The sequence below is a fragment of the Erwinia sp. LJJL01 genome (genome assembly GCF_047300805.2).
GTDB lineage: Bacteria > Pseudomonadota > Gammaproteobacteria > Enterobacterales > Enterobacteriaceae > Erwinia > Erwinia aphidicola.
This window is the reverse complement of record NZ_CP178576.1, coordinates 360,032-371,896: the sequence shown is the minus strand read 5'-3', so window position 1 is coordinate 371,896 and position 11,865 is coordinate 360,032. Positions and strand designations below refer to the sequence as shown.

The following is an 11,865-nucleotide window of genomic DNA, read 5'->3' as shown; positions in this document are numbered from 1 at the left end:
CTATTTTTTGTTGTTATCGGCTTTCACCGTCGTAATGCTGCCGTAGTCATTAAATATTTCGTAGCGCAACGCGGTGTTATCTATTTTTTCCGGAAGATGCGTGAATTTGAATTCTGCTGAGCCGCGTGGCGCAATCATCTCCCCGTTTAAACTTGTTATCTCCTTGCCATGGTGGCCAATAGTTATACTTGCAATATTAATAAAATAACCTGATGGATTATAAATAGTCAGGATGGTGGCCGGGGATGCAGATGCGCGCTGCCAGCGTAGTGACTGAAATGACCCTGTTGCACCTTTTTCATCAAGAGAGGGCGGGCGAAAGAAAATTTTAATCCGGCTGCGGATCGCCATCTGCAAGATATTACTGTCCGTTGAGTCAGTTTTTTTGGGTGGAATGTCGAGGATATTAAGCCAAAAAACCGATTCTCTGTCCTGCGGTAAACTGCCCCCGGTCCAGGTCAGCCTTAGCGTTTGACCACTTTGTGGTTCAATACGAACGATGGGAGGCGTCAATATAAAGGGCACGGAGATCTGGTTAAAAGTTGCATCAGGATCACCGCTGTCAATCCACGCCTGTATCAGCGCAGGCTGGGGGCTGTCATTGGTTAACTGAACACTCACTTCATGCTGATTTTGTGGGTAAATCACGCGTGTACTATTAATGATAACGTTAGCGTGGCTCACCAGGCTTTGCGAGGCTAACAGTATATAGATACAATATATCAATAGTGAGTGAGGAAGGTTTGTTACGACTGGCATAATCGATACTCTATATTTTGGATGCACGATAAAGTGCAAGGTTCTCCCCTTGCACTTTAAACAGAGTGATGAGTTAGAAATAGTTTAATGAGTAATGGACCAGCGTGTCGACTTTACCGCCAGTGACTTTTCCAGTGGCATAATAACGCGCAAAATAGTTCAGGGTAGCCGTATTATCAATAATTTTGAACGAGGCACCATCGGACTGTGAACCATCGCCCAGCCTGATTGGTTGATGAGTTTTATCCAGCAGTTGTATCTGAACGTTGGCTGCATCGCCATTGTTTATCAGGTTACCTGTGCGGTAATCCGTTTGCGGGCTTTCAAACAATGCGCGGACATAGTTAGTGGCATTCTTACAATTATCTAATACCAGGGTGAAAGGCAGTTCGTTAGCAACTGCCCCTTTTTGTGGAAGGGCGTTTTCTGATATAGGATTAAATTTTATCGTCGTGTTGCTGCCGCGCCCGTTGATATTGATGTTACAAGTGGTGTTGGAAATTAAGCCAACAAACTTGATTGTTCCGTCATAAGCCATTGCCGATGATATAGGAAGTACTATCACTGAAATCAGCGCGGTGGTCAGTAATGTCTTTTTCATATTTAATTCCTTTTGATTTGAAAGTGCCGATTGTTAATTTAAATATCATTAACACAAGCGATGTTTTATTTTTTACCTGAAGTTTTATTGAAAACTTCCTCAGCTGAATAAAATAAAGATAAATAGAATCTTGGTGGAATCACTCTCGAATCTCGAGAATAAAAATGCGAGAGAATGTCAGGTTTTTAGATATATCGATAATGAACGATTCCCCAGTTCGTTAATGCTTGCATTGCTAAGAAGATTAGTCGCTGTGTGAAAATGGTAAATAGCAAATAGTCCAAAATAACATAAATATTTATGTTTTATTATATTTGGTATGTTTTTATTAAAAATAATTGATTTTATTTAGAAGTATTTATTTAAATATCAGAATGATCTTAGTGATTGGTGGGGGCAGCTGCAAGAAAGAAATCCTACAGCTACATAATCTAAAGTGGCATTATTTATTATTAAATATCAATGTGATACGTAATCTCTGGGCGAGGGCAACGCCTAAAATCGCGATCCCGCCGCCGATATAGTGATAGGCGTGCAGCTGCTCATGCAGGAACAGTACGGCAATAATTGCGGTAAAAATCGGCACCAGATTCATAAAGATGCTTGTGGTGCTGGCTCCGAGTCGTGCCACCCCCTGGATCCACAAAAACGGAGCAATGATCGAAGCAGGAATGCCCGCAAACAGCACCAGCGGAATATTGTGCGCATTGAGCGAGACGTCCGGCGCCAGCAGAAAACCCGGCGTCAGGAGGAGCACGCCAAAGAAGATTTGCACCCACAGGCTCTGCCAGTTAGGCAGCGGCAGCGCCCAGCGTTTAGTGAGCACGCCGTACAGCGCGTAAGAACCTGATGCGGCGAACATCATCAGCTCACCTTTGCCCAGTCCGTGCGACAGCAGCTGCGCGGGATTACCCTGGCTGACCAGCCACACCAGCCCGCAAAAGGAGAGCAGGCTGCCGAGCAGAATGCCGACGGTCGGAGCCAGGCGCAGCAGCAGCAGGCTTAACAGTACCGTCAGCAGCGGGATCAGCGCATTGAGGATCCCCATAAACAGCGCGCTGACGCTGTGAGCGGCATAATAGGCAAGACTCTGATACAGCACCATACCGAGTAATCCGAGCACCAGTAACTTCCAGCCATTTTGTTTCACCTGCTGACGATGGCGCCAGACGCCGGGCAGGGCAAACGGGGCCAGCACCAGCAGGGCCAGCAGCCAGCGGTAGAAGGAGATGGCGGCGGGATCGATTGCCGTGGCAGACATCTTGCTGACCACGGCGTTGATCGACCAGATCAGCACCGCAAACAGAGGAAACAGAAAATTCATCGGGGTTCTCTTATGTTCAGGGAAAGCGCAGCAGTGTAATCTTGTCGGTTTTGAAACAGATAATCATAATCAGACAAAAGTATGACGCAACCGGACAAGATGATTCAGCAGTTAACCTATAGCGCACCGGCGGATGCCGAAGCGCTGCGGTTGTTCTTCCGCTATGAACAGGCCAATGCGCGTACCGAATATCTGCCGCACCAGCACCGCTGGGGCCAGGTGATTTTCGTTAAGTGCAACGTTCTGGAGATGCAGGTGGAGGGCGAGCGTCTGCTGACGCCACCCGATCTGCCGATCTGGATCCCCCCTTTGCAGCAGCATGCCAGCTATAACCACAAGCAGGCGCATTTTCGCACGCTGAATATCGCCGCAGAGGATTGCGCATCGTTGCCGCCGCGTGCCTGCCTGCTGCGCGTCAGTCCGGTGGTACATGCGATTATCGATGAGTGCGCTGCTCGCCAGCTGCTGGTGCCGGAAAGTGCTGAAGATCGTCGGCTATGCGCGGTGCTGCTCGACCAGCTGCGCCAGGCGGAAAGCCAGCAGAGTTATCTGCCTTCTACCCAGGATAAGGCGCTGGCGCCGGTATTGCAGGCGCTGGAGCGTAACCCGGCGGATAACACCACGCTGGCACAGTGGGCGCAGCGTGTTTACACCACGGAGCGCACCCTGTCGCGGCGCTGCCAGACGCTGCTTGGCATGTCATTCAGTGAATGGCGGCAGCGGTTGCGCTTTTTGCACGCAATTTCGCTGCTGGAACAGGGGAAAAGTGTTAAGGAGGTGGCGCTGGACCTGGGGTATAGCTCGGCGTCAGCGCTGATTGTGATGTTCCAGCAGCAGTCAGGCACCACGCCGGAACGTTATCGTCATCGTGCCGGAAGTTAGCGGGCGTGGCGTCCCACGCCCCGGGCTTAATGAGACTCTGCCGACTGCAGGCGCTTACGACGCCAGCGTTTCCACAGCGGAGGCACGACCAGCACGCTGACAGCCAGCACCAATAGCAGTTTGCAGATCAGACTCTCCCAAAGAATAGGCAGGTTGCCGTTGCTGATTGACAGCGCGCGGCGCAGATTCTGCTCCAGCATTCCGCCAAGTACAAAACCGAGGATCAGCGGAGACATAGGGAAATCCATCTTGCGCAGGATATAGCCGAAGATCCCTAAGCCCACCATTAACAACAGGTCAAAGGTGGTGCTGTGAACCGCATAAACACCGACGGCGGAGATGGCCGCAATCGCCGGCACCAGGAACCACAGCGGAATAGTGAGCATACGGGCGAAGATATTGATCATCGGGATATTCATGATTAGCAGCATCACGTTGCCGATCAGCAGGGCAGCAATCAGCCCCCAGACAATATCCGGCTGTTCAACAAACATCTCCGGGCCTGGCGTGATGTTATACAGCGTCAACGCGCCCACCATTACCGCCGTGGTGCCGGAGCCGGGAATACCCAGCGTCAGCATTGGGATAAACGAGCCGCAGGCGGAAGCATTATTCGCCGCTTCCGGCGCGGCCACGCCGCGAATATCGCCCTTGCCGAAGGTTTCGCCACCGCTGATTTTCTTCTCGGTCATGTAGGCAATGGCGCTGGCAATGGTGGCTCCTGCACCGGGTAATACGCCAACAAAGAAGCCAATCAGCGATGAGCGCAGTGTGGCACCGGTACACTGGGCCGCCTCTTTCATATTGAACAGCATACGTCCGCTGGCGCGCACCACTTTCTGGCCGCCGCTGGTGGACTCCAGCATCAGCAGGATTTCGCTTACCGAGAACAGACCAATCACCACTACCACGAACTGAATGCCGTCGGAGAGGTGAACGCTGTCAAAGGTAAACCGGTAAACCCCGGTATTGGCATCAACGCCGACCGTGGCCATGCTCAGGCCGATTAACGCCGAGAGGAATGATTTGAGCGGGTTCTGGCTCATCATGCTGCCAAGGCAGGCAATAGCGAACACCATCAGCGCAAAATATTCCGCCGGACCAAATGCCAGCGACCAGTTGGCGAGTATCGGCGCAAACAGGATGATGCCGACAATGGCGATAGTGGAACCGATAAATGAGCTGACCGCCGAAATCGACAGCGCTACGCCCGCACGCCCCTGCTGCGCCATCGGGTAACCGTCGAGCGCAGTCATTATCGCCCCGGCATCGCCCGGCACATTCAGCAGAATGGACGAAATACGCCCGCCGTATTCACAGCCGATATACACCGTTGCCAGCAGGATCAGTGCGGATTCGGCCGGCAGATGCAGTGCAAAGGCCAGCGGCATCAGGATTGCCACGCCGTTGATCGGGCCAAGGCCCGGCAGCAGGCCAACAATGGTACCGATAAAGCAGCCAATTAAGGCGATCAGCAGGTTTTCCGGCGTCATGGCGACGGCAAAGCCCTGCATTAAAAAGGACCAGGTATCCATCAGGTTCTCCGTTAGCTCAGCCAGCTGCCGAGCGGTAGTGTGACTTCGAGCAGGCGGTCAAAGGCGTAAAACAGCACTCCGCCCATCACCACGCCGGAGAGCGCAGCGGCCCACCAGCTTGCGCCGAACAGCATGCCGATAGCGAAGGTCAGCAGCGTTGTCGACAGCGGAAAACCGAGGCTTTCAAACAGCGCGCCGTACAGTGCGAGAGAGACGATCAGTAGCAGCAGGCGCAGCAGCGTGCCGTGCGTTGGCCAGTGGATAGTGTCTGGCTTGCGCAACAGCAGAAACAGCGCGCAGACCGCCATCAGGCCAAGAATGATCATCGGGAAGGGCCGGGGCCCGACCGGTTCATAGCTGTACTCGCTCTGAATGCCCCAGGCGATAAACAGTCCGCCGATGCACAACAGCAGCCAGACGACGGCAAAAATACGATCGCTCATGGTCGCCCCTGTTATTTTGCCAGGCCAAAGGACTTGGCTTGTTCGCGGTAGTCAGTGACCTGCTGCTTCACGTAGCTGTCCAGCTCTTTACCGAACAGGTTGAATTCAAACAGGCCGCGCAGATCGCGCTGCTTTTTAAACTCGTCGGTCTGGACCATTTTTTTAAACGCGTCTTCCCACCACTGATACTCGGCATCGGTCACTTTCGGCCCAAGGTAGAAACCGCGGATAACGGGCCAGACCACATCCACCCCTTGCTCTTTGGCCGTCGGGACGTCCGCCAGTACACCCGGCAGGCGTTTATCGGCCAGCACTGCCAGCACGCGCAGTTTGCCCCCCTGTAAATGCGGCACCATTTCACTCATATCGCCGGAAACCACCTGAATATGGTTGCCCAGCAGCGCGGTCACCGGTTCGCCACCGCCTTCAAAGGCCACATAGCGCATTTTGCGCGGGTCGACCCCGGCCTTACGCGCCAGCAGGGCGGTTTTCATCCAGTCCTGGCTGCCGATGGAGGCCCCCGCACCGATCACCACTTTGTCAGGGTCTTCCTTCATCGCTTTCAGCAGTTCATTGAGGTTTTTATACGGTGAATCGCTGCGCACCGCGATCATGCCGTAATCGGTGCCGACCGCCGCCAGCCACTTCACGTCGTCCACGCTGTAGCGGCCAAACTTGCCTTGTGAAAGGTTAAGCAGCGAGCCGCCGGAGAACGCCACCACCGTGCCCGCTTCCGCCGGGCGCTGGGCGACGATGGCGTTGTAGGCCACGGCGCCCACGCCACCAGGCATATAAGTGACGCGCATTGGGCTATCAATCTGTTTGGTATCCTGTAGGGAGACCTGCAGCAGCTTGCAGGTTAAATCAAAACCGCCGCCGGGTTTGGCCGGCGCTATGCACTCGGTGCGGGAAGGGGCTTCAGCAGCAAAGGAGGCTGGGGATGCCAGTGCCAAAATGGCCGTGGCTAAGGTGCTGCGAATCATTTTTTTCATGAGTTACTCCGATCATTGCTTCGAGTTTGTGAACCTTCCCAAAAAATGGGGTTATGGGATTGTTAACTCTGTAACCTTTCATTTACCTTTCAGCTAACGAAAAAAATAGCAGGGTGTGATATGCGTCTCTTACTGGTCGAAGATACGGTCGAGTTAGCCTGCTGGTTGCAGAAAGCGCTGACGCAGGCGGGCTTTGCCGTTGACTGGCTGGCTGATGGAATGGCGGCCGATCATCTGTTACAAACCGAGCAGTATGAGCTGGTGCTGCTGGATATTTCTCTGCCGAGGCTCGACGGTCTGGAGGTGCTCAGTCGCCTGCGTAAGCGTGGGCAGGCGATGCCGGTGCTGTTATTGACGGCCCGTAATGAGCTGACCGATCGGGTGCGCGGACTGAATCAGGGGGCGGATGATTACCTCAGCAAGCCGTTTGAACTGGAAGAGCTCGAAGCGCGTATCCGGGCGCTGTTGCGCCGCAGCCAGGGGCAAGTGCAGGAGGCGCAGTCGTTTGGCGAGCTGGTGTTTCACAACGAGGGCTTTTTCGAACTGGCGCACAAGCCCTTAGCATTGACGCCGCGTGAGTCGAGCGTCCTGACCACGCTGATGCAGCGGCGTGGTCGTCCGGTGTCGCGCCAGCAGCTGTACGAACAAACCTTCAGCCTCGCGGATGAGGCCAGTCTGGAGAGTATCGAACTGTACGTTCACCGGGTGCGCAAAAAACTGTCTGGCAGCAATGTCGCGATTGTAACTTTACGCGGACTGGGCTACAGCCTTGAATGCCAGCTATGAGGCTGGATTCGCTGCGAGCACAGTTGCTGCTGTGGCTCGGGCTGCCGCTGCTCATCCTGTGGGGGCTGTCGGTCTATACCCATTACGCCAGCGCCCTGCAGGCGGCAAATCAGGCTTACGACCGCTCGCTACTGGCCTCTGCGCGGACGGTGGCGGAGCGGCTGCGCGTGCAGCATGGTCATCTGGAGGTGGATGTTCCCTGGGTGGTGCTCGACAGTTTCGAGCGCAATATGAACGACCAGCTTTACTACCAGGTGATCTCCCCTGAAGGTAAAACGCTTTCCGGCTATGACGACCTGCCACCGCTGCCGAAGAATACTCCGCTATCCCGTATCTATCCTGCGCTGGTGCACTTTTACTATGGTCATTACCACGGCTTACCCATCCGGGTGGCCGCGCTGTGGCAACCGGTGAACGAAGGGAGTGTTGAAGGGATGGCGCTGATTCTGGTGGCGGAAACCCTCAACTCGCGCCGTGATTTTGCCGGTGGCCTGCTGTACACCGCCATCCTGAGCCAGGGGGCGCTGGTATTAATTACGCTGCTGCTGGCGGGATGGGTACTGCGCAAAGTGCTTCGCCCGCTGCGACGCTTGTCCGGGGTGATGCTGCTGCGCGACCCCGGCGATCTCTCTCCGCTGCCTGCCGTGCTGCCGTGGTCGGAAATGCAGCCGCTGATGGTCGCGGTGAATCGCTACATTGAAAGGTTACGCGGCATGGTGGCACGCCAGCAGCGCTTCAGTGCCGATGCTTCTCACCAGCTGCGTACCCCACTGACCATTCTGAAAACGCAGGTTGGCGTGGCGCTTAACAGCGATAATCCGGCTTTATGGCGCGAAAGTCTTCAGGGGATGCGCAACACCCTCGATGACACGATCGTGCTGACCGAAAGACTGTTGCAGTTATCGCGCATCAGGGCGATGCAGCAGGATCAGGTGAAAAATAACGTCGATTTGGTGGCTATCGTGCGCGAAGCCTGTCTGCTGCGTTACCCGCAGGCGCGCAGCAAGCAGCTCGATCTCGGATACGAAGGTGACGATCAATGCCTGATATGCGGGGATACCCATCTGCTGGCTGAGCTTTGTGCCAATCTGCTGGATAACGCCATCAAATATACGCCGCAGGGGGGCACGATTACGGTCAGCGTGCGGCGCGGTACCCTGCGGGTGGAGGATAGCGGGCCGGGGATTGCAGAGTCAGAACGTCAACAGGCGCTGCAGCCGTTTTACCGTCTGGAGCACAGCAGCCAGGTAGCCGGTAGCGGGTTGGGTCTGGCACTGGTAAAAGATATTGCTCGCTGGCACGGCAGCCAGGCGCAGCTGTCGCAAAGTGCGCAGTTGGGCGGTTTGCAAATCAGCGTGCAATTTTCCCCGCTGCCGTCTGTGCGCTGAGGATGTCTCCCGGCTGTGCTTGTGGCAGAATAATGCCCCTCACCCAGCCGACTGGAAACAGACTGTGAAAATCCTCGTTGATGAAAATATGCCGTACGCCCGCGAACTGTTTAGCCGCACCGGTGATGTGGTTGCCGTGCCGGGTCGCCCCATCCCGCAGGCCGAACTGGACGATGCGGACGGTTTGATGGTGCGTTCGGTAACCAAAGTGAATGCTGAACTACTGAAGGGCAAGCCGGTGAAGTTTGTTGGCACCGCCACGGCGGGCACCGACCATATTGACGAAGAGTTCCTGGGCGAGCAGGGCATCGCGTTCTCCGCCGCGCCCGGCTGTAATGCCATCGCCGTGGTCGAATATGTCTTCTCCGCACTGCTGCTGCTGGCCGAGCGTGATGGTTTCCAGCTGGCGGACCGCACCGTGGGTATCGTCGGCGTGGGCAATGTCGGTGGTCGCTTGCAGGCGCGGCTGGCAGCGCTGGGCATTCGTACGCTGCTGTGCGATCCACCGCGGGCCGATCGCGGTGATGAAGGTGATTTCCTTGCGCTCTCTGAGCTGGTAGAGCAGGCCGATATCCTGACCTTCCATACTCCGCTGTTCAAGCAGGGGCCCTATCAGACCCTGCATATGGCCGATGAGGCCCTGCTGCTGGCGCTGAAGCCGCATACTATTTTGATCAACGCCTGCCGTGGCCCGGTAGTGGATAACGCGGCGCTGCTGAAAGTGCTGGGGCAGCGCGACGACCTGAGCGTGGTGCTCGACGTCTGGGAGCCGGAGCCGGAACTGTCGCTGCCGCTGCTGGATAAGGTGGATATCGCCACCGCCCACATTGCCGGGTATACGCTGGAAGGCAAAGCGCGCGGCACCACTCAGGTATTTGAAGCCTGGACGCAGTTTATCGGCCAGCCGCAGCAGGTGGCGCTGGACACGCTGCTGCCGGCGCCGGAATTTGGCCGCATCACGCTACATGGCCCGCTCGATCAGGCAACGCTAAAACGTCTGGTGCATCTGGTGTATGATGTGCGCCGCGATGATGCACCGCTGCGCCACGTCGCGGCGATAGCCGGTGAATTCGACCGTCTGCGTAAGAATTATCAGGAGCGCCGCGAATGGTCTTCACTGCAGGTTGAGTGTGATAACGCCGAGGCCGCAGCGCTGCTCAACAGGCTGGGCTTTAACGCCTTTAGCCATTAAGTCTTTATTAATTCATCTCATTTAAAATCTCGATTTCATGAAGGGATTTTTCTGAATCTTAAGGCGATGAAGTCATCGTCTTCTACTTTTGTGTCATTGTCTGGAGTAAACCAACATGTCTGACGGCTGGAATATCGCGCTTTTAGGTGCGACAGGCGCAGTAGGGGCAGCTTTACTGGAATTGCTGGCGGAACGCCAGTTCCCGGTTGGTGAGTTATACGCGCTGGCAAGCGAGCGTAGCGCGGGTGAAGTACTGCGCTATGAAGGCAAATCGGTCCAGGTCACCGATGCGGCTGACTTCGACTGGTCACAGGCGCAGCTGGCCTTCTTTGTCGCCGGGCGTGACGCCTCGGCACGTTACGCGGAAGATGCGGCCAACGCCGGCTGCCTGGTGATCGACAGCAGCGACCTGTTCGCGCTGGAGCCGGACGTTCCGCTGGTGGTGCCTGACGTCAATCCCCAGGTGCTGGGCGACTATCGCAACCGCAACATTATCAGCGTGGCCGATGCATTAACCAGCCAGCTGCTGTGCGCCATCAAACCGCTGGTGGATAACGCCGGTCTCGGGCGTTTGCAGGTGACCAACCTGCTGGCCGCCTCTTCACACGGCAAAGCGGCGGTGGATTCGCTGGCCGGTGAAAGTGCGCGTCTGCTGAACGGTTTGCCGACTGAAGAGGGGTATTTCGGCCGCCAGCTGGCGTTCAACATGCTGCCGCTGGTCGCTGATGCGGAAGGCAGCGTCGCGCAGGAGCGCCGCCTGGTGGATCAGGTGCGTAAAGTGCTGCAGGACGACGGTTTACCTATCGCGGTCAGCACCGTGCAGGCGCCGGTGTTCTACGGTAACGCGCAGATTGTGCATATTGAAAACCTGCGTCCGGTCTCGGCCGAAGAGGCGCGTGAAGCGTTGCAGCAGGCGGAAGATATCAACCTGACCGATGAAGATGACTTCCCGACTCAGGTCGGTGATGCCTCCGGCAGCGCGCATCTCAGCATTGGCTGCGTGCGCAATGATTACGGTATCGCCGAGCTGTTACAGTTCTGGTCAGTGGCCGATAACGTACGCTTTGGCGGCGCGCTGATGGCGATCAAAACCGCTGAAAAACTGGTGCAGGAGTATCTGTACTGATGTCCGACAGCACTGTGCCACAGCCGCTGACCAAGCTGGCGCTGGGCATTGAATATGACGGCAGCCGCTATTACGGCTGGCAAAAACAGAACGAAGTTCGCAGCGTGCAGGAAAAACTGGAAAAGGCGCTAACGAAAGTGGCCGATCATCCGGTGGTGGTGTTCTGCGCCGGGCGCACCGATGCCGGGGTCCACGGCACCGGACAGGTGGTGCATTTCGAGACCAGCGCGCAGCGTAAAGATGCCGCATGGACGCTGGGCGCTAACGCCAATTTACCGGCGGATATTGCGGTGCGTTGGGTTAAAACGGTGGCGGACGATTTTCACGCCCGCTTCAGCGCCACGGCGCGCCGTTACCGCTATGTGATCTACAACCAGCGGCTGCGCCCGGCGATCCTGTCGGGGGGCGTCACGCACTTCTACCATCCGCTGGATGTGGAAAAGATGCAGCGTGCCGGACAGTGCCTGCTGGGCGAGAACGACTTCACCTCGTTCCGCGCCGTGCAGTGCCAGTCGCGCACGCCGATGCGCTACGTGATGCACCTCAACGTCAGCCGCTTTGGCGCTTACGTGGTGGTGGATATTAAAGCTAACGCCTTTGTGCACCATATGGTGCGCAATATCGTGGGCAGCCTGATGGAAATTGGCTGCGGGAATCAGCCCGAAGGCTGGATGGCTGAGCTACTGGCGGCGAAAGACCGAACGCTGGCAGCAGCGACCGCGCGTGCCGAGGGTCTTTATCTGGTCGCCGTGGATTATCCCGCACGCTTTGAATTACCCCGTCCACCGATGGGACCACTGTTCCTCGGGGATTAACCCTGGCCTGGAGTATTAAAGG

At 56.1% G+C, this 11,865-nt stretch carries 12 protein-coding genes; 6 read left to right on the top strand and 6 right to left on the bottom strand.

Annotated elements, in window-relative coordinates:
- The 3 genes from ACLI4M_RS02470 to ACLI4M_RS02460 form a co-directional block, all read right to left on the bottom strand.
- Positions 1 to 798, bottom strand: coding sequence for a fimbrial biogenesis chaperone (locus ACLI4M_RS02470; protein ID WP_133623182.1), 798 nt, complete (start codon positions 796 to 798; stop codon positions 1 to 3).
- Positions 799 to 832: 34 nt separating this feature from the next.
- Positions 833 to 1,360, bottom strand: a complete 528-nt coding sequence (locus ACLI4M_RS02465) for a fimbrial protein (protein ID WP_133623183.1) — start codon at positions 1,358 to 1,360, stop codon at positions 833 to 835.
- A gap of 442 nt (positions 1,361 to 1,802) precedes the next feature.
- The gene (locus ACLI4M_RS02460; protein ID WP_133623184.1) at positions 1,803 to 2,684 is read right to left on the bottom strand and encodes an EamA family transporter; all 882 of its coding nucleotides are present in this window, start codon (positions 2,682 to 2,684) and stop codon (positions 1,803 to 1,805) included.
- Positions 2,685 to 2,783: 99 nt separating this feature from the next.
- Between ACLI4M_RS02460 and ACLI4M_RS02455 the strand changes: the two genes are divergently transcribed.
- Positions 2,784 to 3,566, top strand: a complete 783-nt coding sequence (locus ACLI4M_RS02455; protein ID WP_133625037.1) for an AraC family transcriptional regulator — start codon at positions 2,784 to 2,786, stop codon at positions 3,564 to 3,566.
- A 26-nt stretch (positions 3,567 to 3,592) separates the two neighbouring features.
- Here ACLI4M_RS02455 and ACLI4M_RS02450 read toward each other — a convergent pair whose 3' ends face one another.
- The 3 genes from ACLI4M_RS02450 to ACLI4M_RS02440 are packed head-to-tail and all read right to left on the bottom strand — an operon-like array spanning position 3,593 to position 6,536.
- Complete coding sequence (locus ACLI4M_RS02450) at positions 3,593 to 5,101, bottom strand: tripartite tricarboxylate transporter permease (protein WP_133623185.1); 1,509 nt, start codon at positions 5,099 to 5,101, stop codon at positions 3,593 to 3,595.
- 11 nt (positions 5,102 to 5,112) lie between these two features.
- Positions 5,113 to 5,544, bottom strand: a complete 432-nt coding sequence (locus tag ACLI4M_RS02445) for a tripartite tricarboxylate transporter TctB family protein (protein WP_133623186.1) — start codon at positions 5,542 to 5,544, stop codon at positions 5,113 to 5,115.
- Between the two features lie 11 nt (positions 5,545 to 5,555).
- Positions 5,556 to 6,536 (bottom strand): Bug family tripartite tricarboxylate transporter substrate binding protein, encoded by a 981-nt coding sequence (locus ACLI4M_RS02440; protein ID WP_133623187.1) that lies wholly within the window; start codon positions 6,534 to 6,536, stop codon positions 5,556 to 5,558.
- A gap of 120 nt (positions 6,537 to 6,656) precedes the next feature.
- Here ACLI4M_RS02440 and tctD point away from each other — a divergent pair, with 120 nt between their 5' ends.
- The 5 genes from tctD (at position 6,657) to truA (ending at position 11,843) form a co-directional block, all read left to right on the top strand.
- The gene (gene tctD, locus ACLI4M_RS02435) at positions 6,657 to 7,322 is read left to right on the top strand and encodes a transcriptional regulator TctD (RefSeq protein ID WP_133623188.1); all 666 of its coding nucleotides are present in this window, start codon (positions 6,657 to 6,659) and stop codon (positions 7,320 to 7,322) included.
- Positions 7,319 to 8,710: a sensor histidine kinase gene (locus tag ACLI4M_RS02430; protein WP_133623189.1), complete on the top strand. Its 1,392-nt coding sequence runs from the start codon at positions 7,319 to 7,321 to the stop codon at positions 8,708 to 8,710. The genes tctD and ACLI4M_RS02430 overlap by 4 nt, the downstream gene beginning before the upstream one ends.
- Positions 8,711 to 8,774: 64 nt before the next feature.
- The gene (gene pdxB / locus ACLI4M_RS02425; RefSeq protein WP_133623190.1) at positions 8,775 to 9,902 is read left to right on the top strand and encodes a 4-phosphoerythronate dehydrogenase PdxB; all 1,128 of its coding nucleotides are present in this window, start codon (positions 8,775 to 8,777) and stop codon (positions 9,900 to 9,902) included.
- A gap of 115 nt (positions 9,903 to 10,017) precedes the next feature.
- Positions 10,018 to 11,028, top strand: coding sequence for an aspartate-semialdehyde dehydrogenase (locus ACLI4M_RS02420; protein WP_133623191.1), 1,011 nt, complete (start codon positions 10,018 to 10,020; stop codon positions 11,026 to 11,028).
- A complete protein-coding gene (truA, locus tag ACLI4M_RS02415) occupies positions 11,028 to 11,843 on the top strand; it encodes a tRNA pseudouridine(38-40) synthase TruA (RefSeq protein ID WP_099753363.1) in 816 nt (271 codons plus the stop codon). The genes ACLI4M_RS02420 and truA overlap by 1 nt, the downstream gene beginning before the upstream one ends.
- Positions 11,844 to 11,865 lie beyond the last annotated feature (22 nt).